Raw genomic sequence first — 20,713 nt, 5'->3', positions numbered from 1 at the left:
ATTCATATATATGACTAGATAACAAGGTGAATAAGGTCAATGAGCTCTCTCTCCAGCGATGTCCGTCTGCCGCTTTACCAACGTTTGCGTGACCAATTGGCTGAGCAGATCGCCAATAACCGCTGGCGCCCGGGGGAGGCGATTCCGACCGAGGTCGTCCTTTCAGCGGAGTACCAGTTGTCGACCGGCACAGTGCGCAAGGCCATCGATGCGCTGGTCAGCGAGGGCATCCTGGAGCGCCAGCAGGGGCGCGGTACTTTCATTCGCCGGCCGCAGTTTCAGTCGTCGTTGTTCCGTTTCTTCCGTTTTCAAAGCGCTTCTGGTGAACGCCGGGTCCCCGAGAGCCGGATCTTGTCCGTGGAACCGGTGGCCGCGCCATCGGCGGTGGCCCAGGCGCTGGGGTTGCCGGTGGATGCGCCGGTGATTCGCCTGGTGCGGGTGCGTCTGCTGGAAGTGGAGCCGGTGCTCGCCGAAGAAATCTGGTTGCCCCGTAGCCGCTTCCAAACCTTGCTCGACATCGACCTGAGCCAAAAGGGCCCGTTGCTTTACCCCATTTATGAAGAGGTTTGCGGCCAGGTTGTCGCCTATGCCGAAGAAACCCTCACCGCCGAATCGGTGAATGAGGTGCACGCAAGATTGCTGCAGGTGCCGGTCAACAGCCCGGTGGTGGTGATCGAGCGCCTGGCACGGGATTACGCCGGCAATCCCCTGGAGTGGCGACGCTCCCGCGGGCATGCCGAGCACTTCCGCTACCGCGTGGAAATTCGCTGACCCGACCCGGCTAGCGGCGAGTCGATCGCCGCTGTCCTTACCGTTTTGTTTGTCATGACTGGCCCTGTAGCGGCGCGGTTCGCTCTCGGCTGCCTTTCGTTCCACTTACAAGGATAAGAATCATGTTCAGTTGGTATCGCCAAGTCACTGCGCGGGAGCGCAAAACGTTTTGGGCCTGTTTCGGCGGATGGTCGCTCGACGCCTTGGAAGTACAGATGTTCGGCCTGGCGATACCGGCATTGATCGCCGCGTTCGCCCTGACCAAGGGCGATGCCGGGCTGGTCAGCGGTGTGACCCTGGTCACTTCGGCCATTGGCGGTTGGGTCGGCGGCACGCTGTCGGACCGCTACGGTCGGGTGCGCACGTTGCAATGGATGATCATGTGGTTTTCGTTCTTCACCTTCCTGTCGGCGTTCGTCACGGGCTTCCACCAGCTGTTGATCGTCAAGGCGTTGCAAGGCTTCGGGATTGGCGGGGAATGGGCCGCCGGCGCGGTATTGATGGCCGAGACCATCAACCCCAAGTACCGTGGCAAGGTCATGGGTACGGTGCAAAGCGCCTGGGCGGTGGGTTGGGGGCTGGCGGTCGGCGTCTTTACCTTGATCTATTCCCTCGTGCCGCAGGACATGGCCTGGCGGGTGATGTTCGTCGTGGGCCTGCTGCCATCGTTCCTGATCATCTGGGTGCGACGCAACGTTGAAGAGCCCGACAGTTTCCAGCGCCTGAAAAAAGACAACGTCATCCCGCAAAGTTTCTTCAAGTCCCTGGCCGGTATCTTTCGCCCCGAGTTGATCCGCGTGACCTTGTTTGGCGGGTTGCTGGGGCTAGGGGCGCACGGTGGTTACCATGCCGTGATGACCTGGCTGCCGACCTTCCTCAAGACCGAGCGCAACCTGTCGGTGCTCAACTCCGGCGGCTACCTGGCGGTGATCATCTTCGCCTTCTGGTGCGGCTGCGTAGTCAGTGGCCTGTTGATCGATCGCATTGGACGTCGGAAGAACATCGTGTTGTTCGCGCTGTGCTGCGTGGTCACTGTGCAGTGCTATGTGTTCCTGCCGTTGACCAACACCCAGATGTTGTTCCTGGGGTTCCCGCTCGGCTTCTTCGCGGCCGGTATTCCGGCGAGCCTCGGGGCGTTTTTCAACGAGCTGTACCCGGCGGATGTGCGCGGCGCCGGTGTGGGGTTCTGCTACAACTTCGGCCGGGTGCTCTCGTCGGTGTTCCCGTTCCTGGTCGGCCACATGAGCGATTCCATGTCCTTGGGCTCGGCCATTGGCATCGACGCCGGGATTGCCTACGGCGTGGCGGTGATCGCGGCGCTGTGCCTGCCGGAAACCCGCGGCCGCACCCTGGAAGCCACCGCTGCATCGGCGCCTGTGGTTGAGCCTGACAGCCAAAGCGCCCGGGCCTGATTTCCCTTATTGTCGATAGATGAAACCCATGGTTGATACCTGTACCAAACCGATGACCGGCATTGACTGCCACGCCCACGTGTTCACTCGTGAGCTGGAACTGGCCGCTGTCCGGCGCTACACACCCGACTATGACGCCACGCTCGCTCAATACCTGGGCCACTTGCACGCCCATGGCTTGAGCCATGGCGTGTTGGTGCAGCCGAGCTTTCTCGGCACCGATAACCGCTACCTGCTGGCCGCGCTACGGCAAGCACCAGAGCAGTTGCGCGGGGTCGTGGTGGTGGAGCGAGACGTCAGCCGCGCCGAGCTGGAGGACATGGCCCGGTCGGGCGTGGTCGGTGTGCGCTTGAACCTGATGGGCAAAGCCTTGCCTGATTTTCGTGACATCGCCTGGAGCGGCTTGTTGGGCCACATCGCGGAACTCGATTGGCATGTCGAGTTGCATGCCAATCTGGTGGACTTGCCGGGGTTGATGGCTCAGCTGTTGCCGTTGGGCATCAAGTTGGTGGTCGATCATTTCGGCCGCCCGGATGCGCGTTCGGGGCTGGATCAGCCTGGCTTCGCCCAATTGATGGCGCTGGGGCAGGGCGGGCAGGTGTGGATGAAGGTGTCCGGTATCTATCGATTGGGCGCAACGGCCCCGCGCAACCTTGAATTCGCCCGCGCCTCGTTGGCGCTGCTGGAACGCAGTTTCGGCCCCGAACGCCTGGTCTGGGGCAGCGATTGGCCACACACTCAGCATGAAGCGCATGTCGGCTTCGAGACGGTCATCGCGCAATTGCGCGCGTTGGAGTGTTCGGCGTCGCTGATGCATGCGTTAATGGTCCAGACACCCCAGGCGCTCTTCAAGTTTTGAGGCGCGGAGGTTGTGGTGTCGAGTTTTGCTGAACTCGTTCGATGAATAGGGATCTAGACTCCATTGATGCCCCTGCGAAAGGTTTCAGCCAGGCGGTTTGAGGATGACAGATGTCGAACATTGAAGAGCTACCCACGCAAACCCATGCGCCGAGCGAATACGAAAGCTTGATCGCAATGGGGACGAGCGCGCTCGATGCCATTCCAGGTGCGGTGTACCTCTGCGATCACCAGGGGTGGCTTGTCCGGTACAACAGCGAGGCGGCCGAGCTGTGGGGAAGGGCGCCGGCACTCGGTGAGCGCGGCGACCGTTTTTGCGGTGCCTATCGATTGTTCCTGGCCGATGGCACGCCGCTGGCATTCGAACACTGCCCGACGGCTACGGCGCTCAATACAGGCATTGCGCCGCGCAACCAGGAAGTGATCATCCAACGCCCGGATGGCTCGCGGTTCGTGGCGCTGATGAACATCCGCGCCCTCAGGGATCGGCGGGGCGTCATTCAAGGGGTGATCAACTGCTTCCAGGATGTTTCGGCGCACCATGCCATGGCCGAGGAGCTTCGGCGCAAGAGTGCCGACCTGGAAGACTTTTTCGAAAACAGCGCCGTGGGCCTGCATATCGTCAGTGGCGAGGGCATCATCCTGCGTGCCAACAAGGCGGAGCTGGCGCTGCTGGGTTATCCGGCAGAGGAATACATCGGGCGGCACATCACCGAGTTTCATGTCGACGAACCGGTTATCGGCGACATCCTCGCCAAGCTGGGCAGTGGCGACTGCCTGGAGAGTTATCCGGCGCGGCTGAGGGCGAAAGACGGCTCGATCAAGCATGTCACCATCACTTCGAACGGGCGCTTCGAGGACGGAAGGCTTTTCAACACCCGTTGCTTCACGATTGACAGGAGCTGTGTCCATGCGGCCGAGGTGGCGCGCCAGGAGAGCGATGAGCGGCTTTCGGCGACCTATGAGGCGGTGACCATCGGAATTTCCGAGGTCGATATCGACGGTCGCTTGCTCCGGGTGAACGACGCTCTGTGCAACATGCTGGGTCGGTCGCGGGAGGAGCTCCTGTCGATGACGTTCCTGGACTACACCCACCCGGACTGCATCGCGCAGGATGCGGGGTTGTACGCCCGCCAGGTGGCTGGCGAACTGGATAACTACGTGCTGCGCAAGCGCGCCCTGAAGCCCGATGGCGAGGTGGTCTACCTCGACATCCACAGCTCGTCGGTGAGGGACGCCAACGGTGCGTTTCGTTATGGCGTGCGGGTGCTGCAGGACGTCACGCTGGCGCGGCGGATGGAAAACCAGATCCGCGAAAGCGAACGGCACATGCGCAATCTGCTCGAAGCATTGCCTGCCGCGGTGTACACCACCGACGCCGAGGGTCGCATCACGTTCTACAATCGCGCCGCTGTCGAACTGTCGGGGCGCACCCCGCAGTTGGGCGACATGTGGTGTGTGACCTGGAAGCTGTTCAATACGGACGGAACCGCGCTTCCCCACGATCAATGCCCGATGGCGGTGGCGCTGAAGGAAAACCGGCCGATACGCGGGGTCGAGGCCATCGCGGAGCGGCCGGATGGCAGCCATGTACCGTTCACGCCGTTTCCCACGCCGTTGCATGACGCCGATGGAAACCTGGTGGGCGCCATCAACATGCTGGTCGATATTTCCGAGCGAAAACAGGCGGAGAACCGGCAGAAAACGCTGATCGACGAGCTCAATCACCGGGTCAAGAACACCCTGGCCACGGTGCAATCGCTGGCGGCCCAGACCGCGCGCAATGCAGAGGATGCGAAGGACGGCTACAGGCGTTTCGAAGCCAGGCTGTTGGCATTGTCCCGTGCACATGACCTCTTGACCAAGCGCCATTGGGGGCAGACGCCACTCGACACCCTGGCCCATGAAGTGCTGCTGCCGGTCTTTGGGCATGAGCCTGGCCGTGTCGCGATCGAGGGCGCTTGCGTGGACATCGGCACCCGCGTGGCGCTCAACCTGACGATGACCCTCAATGAATTGGCGATCAACGCGCTCAAGTACGGGGCCATGTCGGTCGAGACGGGGACGCTTGCTGTCACCTGGCACCTGCAGACCCAAGCGGACGGAACATGGCTGACCCTCGACTGGCAGGAGCGTGGAGGGCCGCAGGTATCCCCGCCGGAACGGGAAGGGCTGGGTTCACGCCTGATGAAGCGCTGCATCGAGCGCGACCTGGGTGGCACGTTTGACCTCACCTATGCCCCACAAGGCGTTTACTGTCGCTTTTCGTTCCCGATTGGAGCGAGCGGGGCATGAGCCCATTGGCTGGAATCCGGGTGCTGGTCGTCGAAGACGAAGGCGCGATCGCCCTGTTGATCGAGGAGATGCTGGAAGAATTCGGATGCGAAGTGGTGGCCTCGGTCGCCCGGCTCGCTGCTGCATGTGAAATCGCCGGCTCGGTGCAGGTGGACCTGGCGATCCTGGACGTCAACCTGGCCGGCGAGCGTGTGTTCCCGGTGGCCGACATTCTTCGCGGTCGCCAAATCCCCTTCCTGTTCAGCACCGGATACGGCGCCAGCGGGCTGCCGGCCGAGTACGCCGCGCGGCCGGTTCTGCACAAGCCGTTTTCGGAAAGTGAATTGCAGCGGAAAATTGCCGTTACGCTGAAGGAAGCCCGCGAAAGTGACCCGGCAACCAGCCCTGACGCCCACTGACCCACCGCCATCGAGAGCGAGCTCGCTCCCACAATGGCCGGCGGCGAACCGTGATGGAGTGCCCCCCGAAAATCCCCTGTGGGAGCGAGCTTGCTCGCGATAGCGGTCCGGCATCCAGCACCGATACCGACGGATACGACACCCTCCCCAGCAACCCCAGTTCTGACGTTCAAGCAGGCCTCTACGAGACGTTGCCACTGGACTGTGCTAAATCTCTTACCGGCAACCCACCTCTCCACACCCATTCAAGGAGTGAACATGAGTCTCCACGGTCACTACGATCCGCAGAACATCTTTGCGCTGATCCTTCGCGGCGATGCGCCGTGCTACAAGATTTACGAAGACGCCGATGTGCTGGCCTTCCTGGATATCTTTCCTCAATCGCGCGGCCATGTGCTGGTCATCCCCAAAGCCTCCCAGGCGCGCAACATCCTCGAAGTCGAGCCCGCTGTCCTGGGCGCGATGATGTCTGCCGTACAGCGCCTGACGCGCATCATCGTGGAAGAGTTGCAGCCGGACGGGGTCCAGGTTGCGCAGTTCAATGGTGCTGTGGCCGGGCAAACGGTCTTTCACATTCACATGCACATCATTCCTCGCTGGGAAGGCGAGGAGCCGGGTGTGCATGGCCGGGGCAAGGCCGATCCCGAGGAGCTGGAAAAACTCCAGGCTCGCCTGGTCGAGCGCATTCGCTCAGGGGCCTGACGCCGGTCAAAGTCCTGCGAAGGGGCACGGGCGTATCAGTTCCCGTGCCCCTGGTTGCTGCGGATCAACTCGTAAGCCCGGCGTACCAATGGGTTGACGGTATTGGGTCGAATCCACAGGTGATAAGTCACGTCCGGGAGCCGCGGTAAACCATCGTTTTCCCCCAACACCCGCATGTCCGGGCCGAGCATTTCCATGCTGCGTGGGGTCACCCCTAGACCCGCGCGGGTCGCGGCCTTGATGCCGATCAGGTTCGAGGCCAGGTAGGCCTGGCGCCAGGGAATCTTGGCGCGTTCGAGCGCCTCGAGGGCATAGCGGCGATAGATGCTGGGCTCATCCACCAGAATCAGCGGCAACGGTTCGCCGGGGTTGTGCAGGTACTGGGCCGAGCAGATCCACCACACCGGCGAGGTGCGCAAGGCGAAGCCTTCAAGGCTCGGATCCTGGCGGGTAGAAATGATCATGTCGACCTTGCCTCGATGCAGGTCGTCCATCAGGAACGGGCTGCGTCCGACATCGATTTCCAGGCGCAAGCGCGGGGCCGAGCGGGCAATGTGACTGAGGATCGGGGGCAGGATGGTGTCGGCGATGTCGTGGGGCGAACCGATGCGCAGCACGCCACTGAGGCTGCTCTCACGCAGGGAGCTGAGGACATCGTCATTGAGCGATAGCATCTGTCGCGCATGCCGCAGCAATTGCCGGCCGGCTTCCGTGAGCTGTTTTTGCCGTCCGCGTTTTTCGAACAGGCTGACCCCGACTTGCTGCTCCAGGCGTTGCATGTGCTGGGTCACTGAAGATTGTGTGCGAGACAACTGGGCGCCGGCTTCGGCAAAGCTGTGGTGATCGACCACGGCGATGAAGGTGCGCAGTAATTCGAGATCGAGGGTCGACATGGCGGTTGTTTCACATCAAGGGTGTAAACCTAAACATTACAGATTTTTATGAGTTGATGGGAGCATTGCGGCGGGTGCTTGACTGTAGGCCAGTAAAACAGCGGTTATAAGTTTTTCGCCTGGAAACCAAACCCTGAGAGTTATAACGATATTAGATATTTGAATTTCCTTTGCCTCCAAGTGCTACCTAGGATGCCCATTCATCAGGTCGGGGGACGCCGGCCATCCATGAGGGGAAATCCATGTTGCTCGAGCGCTCACCCATAAAACGATTGCTGCCTGTCATGCTGGGCGCCTTGATTTCGTTGTCAGCCGTCAACATGGCCCAGGCCGATGCCACCCTGGACAAGATCGAACAGCGCCACGAACTGGCGGTGGGTGTGCTGCTGTCCGGTGGCCCGTTCGGCAGCATCGACCCCGCCACCCAGAAACCGCGCGGCTTGAACGTCGAGCTCGCCCAGGAATTGGGCCGGCAACTGGGCGCCGAGGTGCAACTGGTGCCGGTATTGCCCGCCAACCGCGTGCAGTTCTTGCAACAGGGCAAAGTCGATGTGCTGATCGCCAATATGGAATGGACCGCCGAGCGCGGTGAAATCCTCGGGTTCGTACCCACGCCGTTCTACCGTGTAGGTGGCACCGCGGCGGTGCTCAAGGACAGCACGATCAGCCGCTGGGAAGACCTGAAGAATCAACCGGTGTGCACCTCCCAGGGCAGCAGCTACATCAAGCCGCTCACCGAGCTGGGCGTCCAGATCAAGGCTTTCAAGAGCTCCTCGGAATCACTTCTGGCACTGCGTGGCAATAACTGCGTCGCGGCGGTGCACGATGCCACGCTGATCAATCCACTGATTGCCGACAACGCCGAATGGCAGGGTTACCGCGCCCTGAGCCCGGAGCTGAACCCGGCGCCCTCGGTGATCTGGACGCGCAAGGGTGAAAGCGATACCCAGGCCAGGCTCGACCCGATCATCAAGCAATTGCACCGCAGCGGTTGGCTGATCGAGGCCCAGACCCGTAACCGCATCACCCCGGCGTCACCCGCCTTGGTGGAGCTGCAGAAACAGTTCCAGGCCAACGGCGCCTGAGGATCGTCGCGCCTGTTTTCTATCTTCAACCACCGACGTTCAAGGTCATTGCCCATGATTTCATTTTTCGCCCCACGAACCCTGGTCAGCCTGTGCCTGGCGTGGTCCGTCGGCTGCGCGGCCGGCCTGGCCCACGCCGATGCCACGCTGGACCGGATCGAGCAACGGCATGCCATCAGCGTCGGGGTGATGCTCAGTGGCGCGCCGTTCGGCACCATCGATCCCAAGACAGGCGAGCACCTGGGCTACAACGTCGAGTTGGCCCAGGGCATCGGCAAGGCGCTGGGCGTGGAGACCCAGACCGTGTCGGTGCTGGCGCCAAACCGTGTGCAATTCCTGCAACAGGGCAAAGTCGACATCCTGATCGCCAACATGCAGTTCACCCAAGAGCGTGGCGAGATTCTCGACTACGTGCCGACGCCTTATGAGGAGGTCGGTGGGGCGGCGCTGATTCGCAAGGGTTCCGGCATCAGCCAGTGGGCCGACCTCAAAGGCAAGCCGGTATGCGTGTCCCAGGGCAGCAACTTCATCAAGCCCCTGCAGGAAACCTACGGCGCACAGATCAAGGCTTTTCGCAGCCAGTCCGAGTCGCTGCTGTCGTTGCGCGGCAATGGCTGCGTGGCAGCGGTCCATGTGAGCCCGACCCTGCATGCGTTGTTGAGCGAAGCCGAATGGGCCGGTTATGAAATCCCGCTGCCGGGGGATCTGATCCCATCGAATTCGGTGATCTGGCTGCGCAAGGGCGAGCACGACACCCAGGCCAGACTCGATGCCATCGTGCGCGACTGGCACCGCAGCGGCTGGCTGATCGAACTGGGCGAGCGCACCGGCATGGCGCCGTCCCAGGCCCTGCGCGATCTGCATGCCAAGTACAGCCATGCGGCCCCCCTGGCCGCGCAACCATGAGCCAGTCGTTGTTTTTGACGTTACAGGCACTGGTCGGCGCCAGGCATGTGCAGGGCAGCGAGGAGGCCGCACCGTACCTGACCGACAAGCAGGGCCGCTACGTCGGCCAGGTGATTGCCGCAGTACACCCGGCCAGTACCGAAGAGGTCGCGGCGGTGGTCCGGGCTTGCGCCGCGGCTGACACACCGGTGGTGGTGCAGGGCGGCAACACCGGGCTGATGGGCGGCGCCACCCCGGACGCCAGCGGCCGTGCCGTGTTGCTGTTGCTCGACCGAATGAATCGGGTACGCGCAGTGGACACCGACAACGACACCCTGACCGTCGAGGCGGGCTGCATCCTGCAAACCGTCCAGGACGTTGCCCGCCAAGCCGGTCGCTTGTTCCCCTTGAGCCTCGGTGCCGAAGGCAGTTGCACCCTCGGCGGCAACCTGGGCACCAATGCCGGCGGCACCGCGGTGCTGCGCTACGGCAATACCCGTGAATTGACCCTGGGCCTGGAAGTCGTGACCGCCCAGGGTGAAGTCTGGGATGGCCTGCGCGGCTTGCGCAAGGACAATACCGGCTACGATTTGCGGGACCTGTTTATCGGCAGTGAAGGCACGCTCGGCATCATCACCGCCGCGACCCTGAAGTTGTTTCCGCTGCCCAAGGCCCAGGCCACCGCGCTTCTGGCGTTCGACTCCCTGGAGCAGGCCGTGGCCTTGTTGTCCCATGCCCGCGCCGGCTTTGGTGCCAGCCTGACGGCCTTCGAGTTGCTCAGTACCGAGTGCCTTGCGCTATTGCGCGAGCAGTTTCCCGACGGCCCGCGCCCCTTCGCCAGTGCTCGCCAGCCTTGGTTCGCGCTGTTGGAACTGTCCGATAACCGCAGTGAAAGCCATGCACGGGAAGTCTTCGAGCAGGTACTGGGTGAAGCCTTCGAGCAGCACCTGCTGGCCGATGCGCTGATTGCCGAAAACCTCGTCCAGAGCCAGGCATTCTGGCAACTGCGGGAAAACATGAGCGATGCGCAAAAGCGTGCCGGTCGCAACATGAAGCATGATATCTCGGTGCCGATTTCCCAGGTCGTGGCGTTCGTTGCCCATACCGACGCGCTGTTGCAGGAGCGGTTTCCCGGCGTGCGGCATTACACCTTCGGTCACTTGGGGGATGGCAACCTGCATTACAACGTCGCCCATCCGCTGGACTCCACGGTCGACGCGCACATGGCCCATTACGCCGCCCTCAGCCGACTGGTCCACGACAGCGCCCACGCCCATGGCGGTTCGATCAGTGCCGAACACGGGATCGGCCAGCGCAAGGCGAACGAGTTGGGGCGCTACAAAAGTACCGTGGAACTGGACCTGATGCACCGGATCAAGCAGGCCTTGGATCCGCGCAATCTGCTCAATCCGGGCAAGGTCCTGGAGCAAATGCAGCCATGACGCTTTACCTGTCCAAGCGCGTGCAGCGTGTCTCGCTGTCCGCCAATGCCGCCGCCAAGTCCCGGGCCACGGCCCTGCGTGAAGCCGGTCGCGACATTCTCGACCTGACCACCGGTGAGCCGGACTTCGATACGCCGGCGCACATCAAGCAGGCCGCCTATGCCGCCATTGCCGCCGGCGCCACCAAGTACACGCCGACGCCGGGGGTGAAGGCCTTGCGAGTGGCGGTGCAACGCAAGCTGAGCACCGAAAACCGGCTGGACTATCCGCTGGCATCCATTGCGATGGCCAACGGCGCGAAACAGATCATCTTCAATGCCTTCGCCGCGACCCTCGATGACGGCGACGAAGTGCTGGTACCGACGCCATACTGGCCGTCCTTTCCGGACAGCGTGCGCTTCAACGGTGGTGAGCCGGTGTTCATCGAATGTGGGCTGGACCAAGGCTGCAAGCTCACGCCTCGCCAACTGGAGCGGCACATCGGCGAACGCACGCGCTGGCTGATCCTCAACAGCCCCGGCAACCCCAGTGGCGCGGTGTACAGCGAGGCAGAACTGCAAGGCTTGGCCCAGGTGCTGCGCCGGCATGCCCACGTGCTGATTCTGCTGGATGAACTCTACGAACATATTCGCTTTGACGGGCGCCCGTCCCAGAACCTGCTCAACGTCGCGCCGGATCTGCAATCGCGCTGCCTGCTGGTGGGCGGGGTGTCGAAAACCTATGCCATGACCGGTTGGCGCATCGGTTTCGGTGCCGGGCCACAAGCGCTGACCGATGCCATGACCGTGGTGCAATCGCAATCGACCTCCGGGGCGTCCTCGGTCGGCCAGGCGGCGGCCTTGGCGGCGTTCGAGGGCGGGCTGGATTTCTTGCCGGAACAGGTCGCGGCCTATCGTCAGCGCCGTGATGTGCTGGTGAACACCTTGCGCAATGTCGAGGGCCTTGAAGTCCTCGAGCCTCACGGTGGTTTTTTCGTCTTTGTGTGCTGCACCGGGTTGTTGGGGCGCTATCGCCCGGACGGTCAGCGGCTGGAGCACGATGCCGATGTCGTTGCGTACCTGCTGGACGAGGGCGTGGCTGGCGTTGCGGGCAGTGCCTATGGTTTGTCGCCGTGGTTTCGCCTGTCCATCGCCACGGCGACCGAAACCGTCGCCGAAGCGGGCCGCCGCATTGCCCACGCCTGCGGCCAATTGAGGGGCGAACCATGACCCATTGGCTGGAGCAATTCGTCCATTGGAGCGCCGGCCTCGGCCTCAACTACAACTTTCTGCTCGATGCCTATCAGCGCGGCACGCTGGAGCAGGGCGCATTGACCACGGTCTTGCTGTGCCTGCTGACCATCGTCGGCAGCCTGCTGGCGGGCGTCGGCCTGGCGGCGCTGTTGACGTCGGGCAAGGCCTGGCTTGCAAGGCCTGCGCGGATGTTTGTCGAAGTCACGCGCAACACGCCGACCCTGGTGCAGCTGTATTGCGCCTTCCTGGTGCTGAACATGCTGCTGACCGAGGCCGTCGGTGCGGCCAACCCGCTGACCCCCTTCGCCTGGGTGGTGATCGTGATCTCGTTGCACAAGGGCGCGTTCCATGCCGAGGCGCTGCGGGCCGGTATCGAGGCCGTGCCCACGGTGACCCTGGAGGCGGCCAGTTCGCTGGCCTTCAACAGCCGCCAATTGTTATGGAACGTTCAACTGCCCCTGGCCCTGCGTTTTGCCTTGCCGTCGCTGATCAACAACCTGATCGACCTGGTGAAAATGACCGCCGTGGCCTCGGCCATCGCCGTGGGCGACATCACCTATGCGGCCATCATGATCTGGACCCAGAGCGATAACGTGCTGGAGCTGATGATCCTGATCCTGGGTTTTTTCGGCCTGCTGAGTTTCACCGTCAACTGCGTGGGGCGCTACCTCGAAGCGCGCCTGAGGATGCCCGGCTATGGCCATTGATTCGTCCGTCATCGCGCCACTGGCCTGGCCGCGGCGACATTTCGGCAAAGTGCTGCTGGGGCTGGCGACGTTGTCCTGGCTGGTGTATGTCGCCCCGCACAGTCCGGTGTTCAAGGCCTTGTTGCAATGGTCGCCGGCCCTGGCCGCGGGGTTCGGCCAGAACATTCTCATCAGCCTGCTGGCCATTGGGCTGGGTTCCGCGGCGGGGCTGCTGGTTGGCGCCATGGTCCTGTCGCCCCTGCGCTTGCTGCGCTGGCCGGCGCGGATCTGGGTGCAGGTCTTTCGCAACGCGCCCTGGCTGGTGCTGATCTACTTCACTACGTATGTGTTCCCGTTCGAGGTTCGTATCGGCAGTGCCTACGTCGCGTTCCCCGACTGGGTCAAGGTCACCCTCGGCCTGGCTTTGCCCGCCAGCGCCAATGTCGCGGAAATCTTCCGTGGCGCCATCGCCTCAATTCCCAGCACCCAATGGGAGGCGGCGCGTTCCCTGGCGTTCACCCGTGGGCAGATTTTCCGCTCGATCATCCTGCCGCAGTGCTTCAAGCGCATGTTGCCGCCGTGGATGAACCTCTACGCGGTGATCACCATGGGCACCGCACTGGCCTCCCTGGTGGGTGTGCACGACGTGATCGACACCGCGCAGATCGCCAGCAACACCGTGAACCTGACCGGCTTTACCGTGGTGATCTACCTGAGTCTGCTGGTGCTGTTCTTTGCTTATTGCTACCCGATTTCCCGCCTTACCCAATACCTGGAGCGACGTTATGCCTTCTACTGAAACCGTCGCCGAACCCCTGGTCAGCCTGCGCGACCTGCACTTGTCGTTCGGCAGCAACCCGGTGCTCAAGGGCATTGACCTGGACGTGCGCCGTGGCGAAGCGGTGTCGATCATCGGCCCGTCCGGCTCGGGCAAATCGACGATCCTGCGTTGCATCACCGGCCTGTTGCAACCCCAGCGGGGCAGCATCCGTGTCGGTGCCACCGAGGTTCACACCCTGGCCCAGGAAGCCCAGCGCATCGAATTGCGCAAGCGCGTGGGGTTCGTATTCCAGCAGTACAACCTGTTCCCGCATCTGTCGGTGCTGGAGAACCTAGTGATTGCGCCGCGCAAGGTCCTGGGGCGCAATCGGGCCGACGCCGAGAAAGATGCCCGCGCCTTGCTCGCCAAGGTGCGCATGGAGCACAAGGCCGATGCCTATCCGGGACAACTCTCGGGTGGCCAGCAACAACGGGTGGCGATTGCCCGCGCCCTGGCGATGCGACCAGAGCTGATCCTGTTCGATGAAGTGACCTCGGCCCTGGATCCGGAAACCGTCGGCGAGGTGTTGACGGTGATTCGCGAGCTGACCGAAGAGGGCATGACCTGTGTGCTGGTGACCCACGAAATGCGTTTCGCCGAGGAGATCAGCGATGTCGTCTATTTCACCGAGAATGGCGTGATTGTCGAGCACGGTAGCGCCGCGCGGATTTTCCAGCACCCCACCAGCGAGCGCACCCGGGAGTTTCTGCGCCATGCCTTGGGTGACCCGGGGCGACGGCCGCCCATCGCCGATGATCCTTACCTGTTGACCAACCTGAGTCGCTACAGCCTGTCCGTCTAAAGGAGCCTGCCATGACCCCCCCTGATCGTGCCGATATCATCGAGAACTTCCTCAAGCAAGTGCGCGTCATTCACCAGCGTGGCGTCGACCGAGCCGCGCTCAAGCAGATTGTCGTGCTGCTGGAAGCCCTGGCCGAGCGCCGCGACCTGTTCAACTTCGAGGCCTTTCCGGCACCGGAGCCGGGGCAGGGCAGCACCGCGTTTCGCTATCGCCTCAATGACGACGGCGACACCCCGACGCTGTACCTGAACTCGCTGCTACCGGGCAAAAGCACCATCCCCCACAACCACGAGACCTGGGCCATCATCAGCGCCATTGAAGGCCAGGAAATCAACTACGTCTATCAACGCGATGACGAAGGTCGCGAACCGGGATACACCACCTTGCACCTGGAAAAAGAGGTAATTGTGCAGCCCGGTACATCCATCGCGTTCCTGGGTGAGGACCTGCATGGCATTCGGGTCGCAGGCGAGCAACCGACCCTGCATTTCCATCTCTATGGCTTGCCGCTGGAGTCACTCAACGGCCGTTACGGCGTCGAAGCCGACGGGCGCATCCTCAATTACAACGCCTCGCAAATGGCCCCTTCGATCAAGGCCTATGCCCACTGACGCCAACCTTGCGTTCCAGTCACTCCATTTTTCCAGCGGGACTCCCATGAGCCAGACCCTAACTCCCCAGCAACTGCAGCAGTGGTTGTTCGACGGGCAGGAAATCGCCCTGTTTGATGTGCGTGAGCACGGCCAATATGGCGAAGCCCATCTGTTTTTCGGGGTGAACCTGCCCTATAGCCGTTTGGAGTTGGAAGTGTGGCGGCTGGCGCCGAACCTCCAGGTGCGGTTGGTGCTCCATGATCAGGATGGCGGGGATCTGGCGGCCCGTGCGGCGCAACGCCTGCAAGCGTTGGGCTATGTCAATGTGCACATCCTGGAGGGCGGCGCCGATGGCTGGCAGGCCGCCGGCTATCAGCTGTTCGCTGGTGTGCACGTGCCGTCCAAGGCCTTTGGCGAGCAGGTGGAAGCGGTCCGTCACACGCCTCACGTCAGCGCCCGTCAACTGGCGCAGTGGCAGGCCCGGGGTGAGCCGCTGGTGATACTCGACGGCCGACCGTTGGAGGAGTATCGCAAGATGACCATTCCCGGTTCGATCTGTTGCCCCAATGGCGAACTGGGCTACCGCGTGCACGACCTGGTGCCGGACGAGCAGACCCCCATCGTGGTCAATTGCGCCGGCCGGACCCGCAGCATCATCGGCGCGCAGACGTTGATCGACCTGGGTCTGAAAAACCCGATCTATGCCCTGGAAAACGGTACGCAAGGCTGGCACCTGGAAGATCTTCAACTGGAACACGGCAGCGAGCGTCGCTATGCCGATGAGGTGTCGAGCAGCACGTTGCCGGGGCAGCGCCTGGCGGCGGCACGCCTGGCCGAGCGGGCCGGAGCGTCCGCCGTCGGGGCTGCCCAGGTCGAGCAGTGGGCCGCGGAGGGCGGGCGCAGTCTGTTCCTCTGCGACGTGCGCACCGCCGAAGAGTTCGCCGCTGGCACGTTGCCGGGCGCGCAACACACGCCGGGCGGGCAGTTGATTCAATCCACCGATCTGTACGTGGGCGTGCGCCAGGCGCGGGTGGTGTTGTTCGACAACGACGGTGTACGCGCACCGATCATCGCCAGTTGGTTGCGGCAGCTGGGGCACGAGGCCTTTGTGTTGTCCGGTGGGTTGAGCAGTGGCCTGGCATTACCGGCACGAGCCGGCGTCGCGCCTGAAAAGCTGTCGCTGATCAGCGTGCAGGCCTTGGCCGATGCCCTGAAGGATGACGCAGTGGCCTTGATCGACCTGCGTTCGAGCCGGGCGTATCGCAAAGGTCATATCGCCGGGGCGCGTTGGTCGATCCGGCCATTATTGGCCCGTGCGCTGGCGGGTGAGCAGCGGCCGCTGGTGCTGGTGGCCGATGACGATCGACTCGCCGCCCTGGCGGCACTGGAGCTGCCTCAAGCGGAGGTCCGTTTGCTGGACGGCGGTCCAGATGCCTGGCGCCGGGTGGGCCTGGCGCTGCAAGAAGGCGCCGATACATTGCCGGATGCACAGTGCATCGATTTCCTGTTCTTCACCCACGACCGCCACGCTGGCAACAAAGACGCGGCGCGCCAATACCTGGCGTGGGAAATCGGTCTGCTGGCGCAAATGAGCGAGGAGGAGGTCGCCAGTCTCAAGCCATTGCAGGGACTGCCTCAAAGCACTGTCGCTGAGCGGCTGCGGACTCGTCTGGTCCATGGCGCGCGCACCGCAAAGGGCGGCGGTGCCAGGCCCGTCAACGTACCGGTCAGCCGCCTGAGCACGGTGCTGTTCGACAACCTGGCCCAGATGCGTGACGCCCGTGCCCGGCGCGACAGCGAGCGAGTCCTGAGTTATGGCGCCCGGGGCAATCCGACGGCCTTCGCCCTGGAAGACCTCGTCACTGAATTGGAAGGTGGCTACCGCACTCGGCTGTTTGGCACCGGGTTGGCTGCCGTGGCGCAAACCTTCCTGGCCTACCTGCGGCCTGGCGATCATGTGCTGATCACCGATGCGGTGTATGCCCCGGTACGGCGTGTGGCCCGGGACTTCCTCGAGGCCTTCGGCATAGCCGTCGACTACTTCGCCCCCGACGGCAGCGACCTGCCCGGACGGTTGCAGGTCAACACCAAAATGGTCTACACCGAAGTGCCCGGTTCATTGCTGTACGAGCTCTGCGACTTGCCGGCCATCGCCGCACTTTGCAAGCCGCGCGGCATCTTGCTGGCGGTGGACAATACTTGGGGTTCGGGCGTGTTGTACCGGCCACTGGCATTAGGCGCCGACATCTCGATCATGGCCCTGACCAAATACCTGAGCGGCCACAGCGACGTGGTCATGGGCAGCGTGTGTACGCGTCAGGAAGCTTGGCCGGCACTGGCGGCCATGAGCGACAGCTTCGGCAACACCGTCAGCCCCGACGACGCCTACTTGGTCCTGCGTGGCGCGCGCACCCTCGTGCCCCGCCTGGACACCCATGAGCGCCAGGCCCTGGAAATCGCCCATTGGTTGCAGGCGCAACCGCAGGTGAAGCGGGTCTTCCATCCCGCGCTGCCCGAGCATCCCGGCCACGGGTTGTGGCTGCGGGATTTCAAGGGCAGCAATGGGCTGCTGTCCTTTGAGCTTCGCGAACATGACGACGCTTACCTGGAGCGATTCATCGACGCGTTGCAAGTGTTTGGGTTGGGCGCGTCCTGGGGGGGATTCGAGAGCCTGGTGACCGTTGCTGATACCCAGGATCGGCAACGCGCCGAGGACCGGGCATTGAATCCGGTGGTGCGCTTGCATGTGGGGTTGGAGGATGTCGAGGTGTTGATCGAGGACTTGCGGCGGGGGTTTGCGCAGGCTGCTGCCAGCGCATCGAATCCAACATCGATTGCGAACTGATCCACCGCTTTCGCGAGTAAGCTCGCTCCCACAAGGGGCCTGCACAGGTTTCAAATACTGTGCAGCACCACAAATCCAGTGTGGGAGCGAGCTTGCTTGCGATGGCGGCAGTACATACTGACCCAGGGTTTTGGTGAGCAAGGTTGTGCACCCAAGCACAAAACCTATCGACACTGGGCTACCAAATCCCTTGGCAACCGCTACCATTGGGCGCAGACCTCCCGACGCCCCTGGACATTCACTTTCATGAAATTGCGCCTGCTGACCGCTGCCTTGTTTTTCACCTGCACCCTGACTCACGCCGCTGAATCGAAAGCCGTTCCGAAAGCCCTGGAAGCACAGATCGGGCACTTGGTAGCGCTGATCAAGGACAGCTATGCCACCGGCTACCCGGAAGCGACGCTGGTGCAGACGCTGGACACTGGTGAGGACAGCCAGGTCACCCTCGCGGTCTTCACCATCGAGGGTTTCGGTATGGGCAACAACTACAGCCAATACCTGGCGGCCTTTACGCCCGAAGAGAACGAAGAAGGCGTGCCGCACTACAGCCTGTTGGACGTGATGCGCATCGGGGGCGACAGCTGGCGTGCCATCGACAAACTGGATGCCAGGCTGGTCAGCGACCCGACGGGTGAGCAGACGCTGATCGACATTCCTGTGATGGAAAATACCGATGACGATGCGCCGAACTTCCCGAGCAGGGCTGCTGTGATTCACCTATCGCTGGAGGGGGCGCAGTCGCTGCGATTGGTTGAGAAAAGGTAAGCCGGTTTGTCCAGTCGTATTTATGCGATTGCGATATGAGTGCTATTTAACTGGCCTGGTTTATCGATTAATGCGGCAAGGGTAGTTTGCTTCTCTGCGATATCAATCGAGAGGAAAGCCAAATGACTTTGCGTTCGACCCCACCGAAAGTACCCGCCGCAGCCAAGGCGGGTAGCCTCTGTTTTGCGCTATGCGCGGCGGCGCCTTTTGCCGACGCCGCCAGTACGCAAAGCTCCAGCGAATCCCGGGTTTCGCAGCAGATCAGCCGGGCCGGCAGCCAGGCCGCCGCCGCAGGCCCGGCGGACTATTTCACCGGGCGAGTACGGGTAGATCCTCTGTTCCCCGCCACCGATGAATTCAATGCCTCCGGCGCCTACGTCAGCTTCGAACCGGGCGCGCGCTCGGCCTGGCATACCCATCCCGCCGGACAACGCTTGGTGGTGATTTCCGGTGTCGGCCTGACGCAGGAGTGGGGCAAACCCGTGCAGCAGATCCGTCCGGGCGACGTGATCGTTTGTCCGCCAGGCGTCAAGCACTGGCATGGCGCCGCGCCGACGAGCGCCATGACCCACCTGGCCGTCACTGGTACGGTGGAGGGCAAGAACGTGGAGTGGATGGAGAAGGTCAGCGAAGAACAGTACGGCGCCGCTGGAACGTCTACGACAACGGCCAAGCCGGATGCCGTGGCGGTTTCACAAACCCTATCAGCCAAGCAGCAAGCCATCCCGTTGATTGCCGCCGCCATGGCGACGAGCAACATGCCCGGCCTCGATACGGCTTTGAATCAAGGGCTGGATGCCGGCCTCACCGTCAGCGAGGCGAAGGAAATCCTGGTGCAGCTTTACGCCTACAGCGGCTTTCCCCGCAGCCTCAACGCCCTCGGTGAATTGATGAAAGTGGTCGAGGCCCGCAAGCAACGCGGCGTCCAGGACGACCCGGGACGCGAGCCCGCTCGCCTGATTCCTACCGGCGATGCGCTGCTGGCGGCGGGCACGGCCAATCAGACGCGCATTGCCGGTGCGCCCGTCCAGGGGCCGTTGTTCGACTTCGTCCCGGTCATCAACCAGTACTTGCAGGCGCACCTGTTCGGCGACATTTTCGAGCGTGACAACCTGGACTGGCGAAGCCGCGAGCTGGCGACAGTCGCCGCGCTGGCGGTCACTCCCGGCGTGGAGTCGCAACTGCGCTCGCACATGGCCGCCAGCCTGCGAGTCGGCTTGAGCGCTGCACAGCTGCGGCAATTGATCCAGCTATTGGACGAGCAGGGCGACGCCGCCGCGGCCAAGCGTGCCAGTGAAGCGTTGGACACCGTCCAGGCCAATCAGCCCACGTAGCGCAAGGCTTCGCGCAGCAGCGTAAAGGCCGGTGAACTTTGGCGGCGACTGGGATAGTAGAGGTGGTAGCCGGAAAACGGCTCGCACCAATCTTCCAGCACCCTAATCAACCGGCCTTGCGCGACAGCGTCCTGCACCAGGTCCTCCGGCATGAAGGCCAGTCCCAAACCTTGAAGGGCTGCCTTCAGGCGCATCGCGATAGTGTTGAACACCAACTGGCCTTCCACCCGGACTTTCACTTCCTGACCGTTTTTCTCGAACTCCCAGATGTAAAGGCCGCCATGGGTCGGCAAGCGCAGGTTGATACAATTGTGCGCCGTGAGGTCGTCAGGGATGACTGGCTTGGGATATCGGCCGAAATACGCTGGCGAGCCCACAACCGCCATGCGCATGTCAGGGCCGATACGCATGGCGATCATGTCCTTGGCGACCTGTGGGCCCAGCCGTACACCGGCGTCGAAACCCTCCGCGACGATATCGGTAAAACCGTAGTCGACGATGATTTCGATATTGAGATCGGGATTGTTTGGCAGCAGCCTGGCGAGAACGGATTGCAAGATCGTGATCGCGGAGTGCTCACCGGCAGTGATGCGCAACTTACCCGCCGGCTTATCGCGAAACTCACTGAGCATCGCTATCTCGTTATCGATTTCTTCGAATCGCGGCGCGACCACCCGCAGCAGGTGTTCACCGGCTTCGGTCGGGGCGACACTTCGCGTGGTTCGCGAGAGCAGCCTGACCCCCAGCTGCTCCTCCAACTGACGCATCGCCCGGCTCAGCGCCGGTTGCGACATGCCCAGCTTGGCCGCTGCGCGGGTGAAGCTGCGCTCCTGGGCGACGGCGGCGAAGATGGCGAGTTGGTCGTAGCGTTCGGTGGTCATTGATCCGTCTCTGG

The 20,713-nt window shown here is 62.7% G+C and carries 19 protein-coding genes; 17 read left to right on the top strand and 2 right to left on the bottom strand.

Annotated elements, in window-relative coordinates; all coding sequences use genetic code 11:
- Window positions 1-39 precede the first annotated feature (39 nt).
- The 6 genes from BLQ55_RS03800 to BLQ55_RS03775 all read left to right on the top strand — a co-directional run bounded on the left by BLQ55_RS03800 (window position 40) and on the right by BLQ55_RS03775 (window position 6,436).
- A complete protein-coding gene (locus BLQ55_RS03800; protein ID WP_092252464.1) occupies window positions 40-771 on the top strand; it encodes a GntR family transcriptional regulator in 732 nt (243 codons plus the stop codon).
- 122 nt (window positions 772-893) lie between these two features.
- Window positions 894-2,183, top strand: coding sequence for an MFS transporter (locus tag BLQ55_RS03795; RefSeq protein WP_092252462.1), 1,290 nt, complete (start codon window positions 894-896; stop codon window positions 2,181-2,183).
- Between the two features lie 28 nt (window positions 2,184-2,211).
- Window positions 2,212-3,042, top strand: coding sequence for an amidohydrolase family protein (locus BLQ55_RS03790; protein ID WP_092252460.1), 831 nt, complete (start codon window positions 2,212-2,214; stop codon window positions 3,040-3,042).
- 110 nt (window positions 3,043-3,152) lie between these two features.
- Window positions 3,153-5,336 (top strand): PAS domain-containing sensor histidine kinase, encoded by a 2,184-nt coding sequence (locus BLQ55_RS03785; RefSeq protein ID WP_092197908.1) that lies wholly within the window; start codon window positions 3,153-3,155, stop codon window positions 5,334-5,336.
- A complete protein-coding gene (locus BLQ55_RS03780; RefSeq protein WP_092197911.1) occupies window positions 5,333-5,734 on the top strand; it encodes a response regulator in 402 nt (133 codons plus the stop codon). Before BLQ55_RS03785 ends, BLQ55_RS03780 begins: the two co-directional genes overlap by 4 nt.
- A 258-nt stretch (window positions 5,735-5,992) precedes the next feature.
- Complete coding sequence (locus BLQ55_RS03775; protein WP_092197914.1) at window positions 5,993-6,436, top strand: HIT family protein; 444 nt, start codon at window positions 5,993-5,995, stop codon at window positions 6,434-6,436.
- Between the two features lie 35 nt (window positions 6,437-6,471).
- Here the strand turns inward: BLQ55_RS03775 and BLQ55_RS03770 are convergent, their stop codons facing one another.
- Window positions 6,472-7,329, bottom strand: coding sequence for a LysR substrate-binding domain-containing protein (locus tag BLQ55_RS03770; protein ID WP_092197917.1), 858 nt, complete (start codon window positions 7,327-7,329; stop codon window positions 6,472-6,474).
- A 242-nt stretch (window positions 7,330-7,571) separates the two neighbouring features.
- Here BLQ55_RS03770 and BLQ55_RS03765 point away from each other — a divergent pair, with 242 nt between their 5' ends.
- The 11 genes from BLQ55_RS03765 (at window position 7,572) to BLQ55_RS03715 (ending at window position 19,818) form a co-directional block, all read left to right on the top strand.
- Window positions 7,572-8,414 carry a transporter substrate-binding domain-containing protein gene (locus BLQ55_RS03765; RefSeq protein ID WP_092252458.1) on the top strand — a complete coding sequence of 281 codons (843 nt, stop codon included), beginning with the start codon at window positions 7,572-7,574 and terminating at the stop codon, window positions 8,412-8,414.
- A gap of 54 nt (window positions 8,415-8,468) precedes the next feature.
- Window positions 8,469-9,320: a transporter substrate-binding domain-containing protein gene (locus BLQ55_RS03760; RefSeq protein ID WP_092252456.1), complete on the top strand. Its 852-nt coding sequence runs from the start codon at window positions 8,469-8,471 to the stop codon at window positions 9,318-9,320.
- Entirely contained in the window at window positions 9,317-10,741 is a 1,425-nt protein-coding gene (locus BLQ55_RS03755; protein WP_092252454.1) for an FAD-binding oxidoreductase, read from the top strand. Before BLQ55_RS03760 ends, BLQ55_RS03755 begins: the two co-directional genes overlap by 4 nt.
- Entirely contained in the window at window positions 10,738-11,949 is a 1,212-nt protein-coding gene (locus BLQ55_RS03750; RefSeq protein ID WP_092252452.1) for an aminotransferase class I/II-fold pyridoxal phosphate-dependent enzyme, read from the top strand. Before BLQ55_RS03755 ends, BLQ55_RS03750 begins: the two co-directional genes overlap by 4 nt.
- Window positions 11,946-12,680 carry an amino acid ABC transporter permease gene (locus tag BLQ55_RS03745; RefSeq protein ID WP_092252450.1) on the top strand — a complete coding sequence of 245 codons (735 nt, stop codon included), beginning with the start codon at window positions 11,946-11,948 and terminating at the stop codon, window positions 12,678-12,680. Before BLQ55_RS03750 ends, BLQ55_RS03745 begins: the two co-directional genes overlap by 4 nt.
- Window positions 12,670-13,458 (top strand): amino acid ABC transporter permease, encoded by a 789-nt coding sequence (locus tag BLQ55_RS03740; RefSeq protein ID WP_092197932.1) that lies wholly within the window; start codon window positions 12,670-12,672, stop codon window positions 13,456-13,458. The genes BLQ55_RS03745 and BLQ55_RS03740 overlap by 11 nt, the downstream gene beginning before the upstream one ends.
- Window positions 13,445-14,281, top strand: a complete 837-nt coding sequence (locus tag BLQ55_RS03735) for an amino acid ABC transporter ATP-binding protein (protein WP_060741888.1) — start codon at window positions 13,445-13,447, stop codon at window positions 14,279-14,281. The genes BLQ55_RS03740 and BLQ55_RS03735 overlap by 14 nt, the downstream gene beginning before the upstream one ends.
- A gap of 11 nt (window positions 14,282-14,292) precedes the next feature.
- Window positions 14,293-14,892, top strand: coding sequence for a cysteine dioxygenase family protein (locus BLQ55_RS03730; protein ID WP_092197935.1), 600 nt, complete (start codon window positions 14,293-14,295; stop codon window positions 14,890-14,892).
- A 46-nt stretch (window positions 14,893-14,938) separates the two neighbouring features.
- A complete protein-coding gene (gene metC / locus BLQ55_RS03725; RefSeq protein WP_092252448.1) occupies window positions 14,939-17,719 on the top strand; it encodes a cystathionine beta-lyase in 2,781 nt (926 codons plus the stop codon).
- 246 nt (window positions 17,720-17,965) lie between these two features.
- Complete coding sequence (locus BLQ55_RS03720; protein WP_092252446.1) at window positions 17,966-18,484, top strand: hypothetical protein; 519 nt, start codon at window positions 17,966-17,968, stop codon at window positions 18,482-18,484.
- Window positions 18,485-18,606: 122 nt separating this feature from the next.
- Window positions 18,607-19,818 (top strand): (R)-mandelonitrile lyase, encoded by a 1,212-nt coding sequence (locus tag BLQ55_RS03715; protein WP_256326519.1) that lies wholly within the window; start codon window positions 18,607-18,609, stop codon window positions 19,816-19,818.
- On the opposite strand, the gene BLQ55_RS03710 is transcribed toward BLQ55_RS03715, so the two are convergent.
- A complete protein-coding gene (locus BLQ55_RS03710) occupies window positions 19,806-20,699 on the bottom strand; it encodes a LysR family transcriptional regulator (protein WP_092252444.1) in 894 nt (297 codons plus the stop codon). The genes BLQ55_RS03715 and BLQ55_RS03710 overlap by 13 nt on opposite strands.
- Between the last annotated feature and the right edge of the window lie 14 nt (window positions 20,700-20,713).

Origin of the sequence: Pseudomonas sp. NFACC13-1 (genome assembly GCF_900104425.1) — a bacterium.
Classification (GTDB): domain Bacteria; phylum Pseudomonadota; class Gammaproteobacteria; order Pseudomonadales; family Pseudomonadaceae; genus Aquipseudomonas; species Aquipseudomonas fluorescens_AA.
Note: the sequence above shows the minus strand (reverse complement) of the source record. Positions and strands in the feature narration are given on the sequence as shown.

What these genes read in the sequence shown, in the direction of transcription:
- BLQ55_RS03800 (WP_092252464.1), top strand. Translation starts at nt 40, where the DNA reads ATGAGCTCTCTCTCCAGCGATGTCCGTCTGCCGCTTTACCAACGTTTG.
- BLQ55_RS03795 (WP_092252462.1), top strand. Translation starts at nt 894, where the DNA reads ATGTTCAGTTGGTATCGCCAAGTCACTGCGCGGGAGCGCAAAACGTTT.
- BLQ55_RS03790 (WP_092252460.1), top strand. Translation starts at nt 2,212, where the DNA reads ATGGTTGATACCTGTACCAAACCGATGACCGGCATTGACTGCCACGCC.
- BLQ55_RS03785 (WP_092197908.1), top strand. Translation starts at nt 3,153, where the DNA reads ATGTCGAACATTGAAGAGCTACCCACGCAAACCCATGCGCCGAGCGAA.
- BLQ55_RS03780 (WP_092197911.1), top strand. Translation starts at nt 5,333, where the DNA reads ATGAGCCCATTGGCTGGAATCCGGGTGCTGGTCGTCGAAGACGAAGGC.
- BLQ55_RS03775 (WP_092197914.1), top strand. Translation starts at nt 5,993, where the DNA reads ATGAGTCTCCACGGTCACTACGATCCGCAGAACATCTTTGCGCTGATC.
- BLQ55_RS03770 (WP_092197917.1), bottom strand. Translation starts at nt 7,329, where the DNA reads ATGTCGACCCTCGATCTCGAATTACTGCGCACCTTCATCGCCGTGGTC.
- BLQ55_RS03765 (WP_092252458.1), top strand. Translation starts at nt 7,572, where the DNA reads ATGTTGCTCGAGCGCTCACCCATAAAACGATTGCTGCCTGTCATGCTG.
- BLQ55_RS03760 (WP_092252456.1), top strand. Translation starts at nt 8,469, where the DNA reads ATGATTTCATTTTTCGCCCCACGAACCCTGGTCAGCCTGTGCCTGGCG.
- BLQ55_RS03755 (WP_092252454.1), top strand. Translation starts at nt 9,317, where the DNA reads ATGAGCCAGTCGTTGTTTTTGACGTTACAGGCACTGGTCGGCGCCAGG.
- BLQ55_RS03750 (WP_092252452.1), top strand. Translation starts at nt 10,738, where the DNA reads ATGACGCTTTACCTGTCCAAGCGCGTGCAGCGTGTCTCGCTGTCCGCC.
- BLQ55_RS03745 (WP_092252450.1), top strand. Translation starts at nt 11,946, where the DNA reads ATGACCCATTGGCTGGAGCAATTCGTCCATTGGAGCGCCGGCCTCGGC.
- BLQ55_RS03740 (WP_092197932.1), top strand. Translation starts at nt 12,670, where the DNA reads ATGGCCATTGATTCGTCCGTCATCGCGCCACTGGCCTGGCCGCGGCGA.
- BLQ55_RS03735 (WP_060741888.1), top strand. Translation starts at nt 13,445, where the DNA reads ATGCCTTCTACTGAAACCGTCGCCGAACCCCTGGTCAGCCTGCGCGAC.
- BLQ55_RS03730 (WP_092197935.1), top strand. Translation starts at nt 14,293, where the DNA reads ATGACCCCCCCTGATCGTGCCGATATCATCGAGAACTTCCTCAAGCAA.
- metC (WP_092252448.1), top strand. Translation starts at nt 14,939, where the DNA reads ATGAGCCAGACCCTAACTCCCCAGCAACTGCAGCAGTGGTTGTTCGAC.
- BLQ55_RS03720 (WP_092252446.1), top strand. Translation starts at nt 17,966, where the DNA reads ATGAAATTGCGCCTGCTGACCGCTGCCTTGTTTTTCACCTGCACCCTG.
- BLQ55_RS03715 (WP_256326519.1), top strand. Translation starts at nt 18,607, where the DNA reads ATGACTTTGCGTTCGACCCCACCGAAAGTACCCGCCGCAGCCAAGGCG.
- BLQ55_RS03710 (WP_092252444.1), bottom strand. Translation starts at nt 20,699, where the DNA reads ATGACCACCGAACGCTACGACCAACTCGCCATCTTCGCCGCCGTCGCC.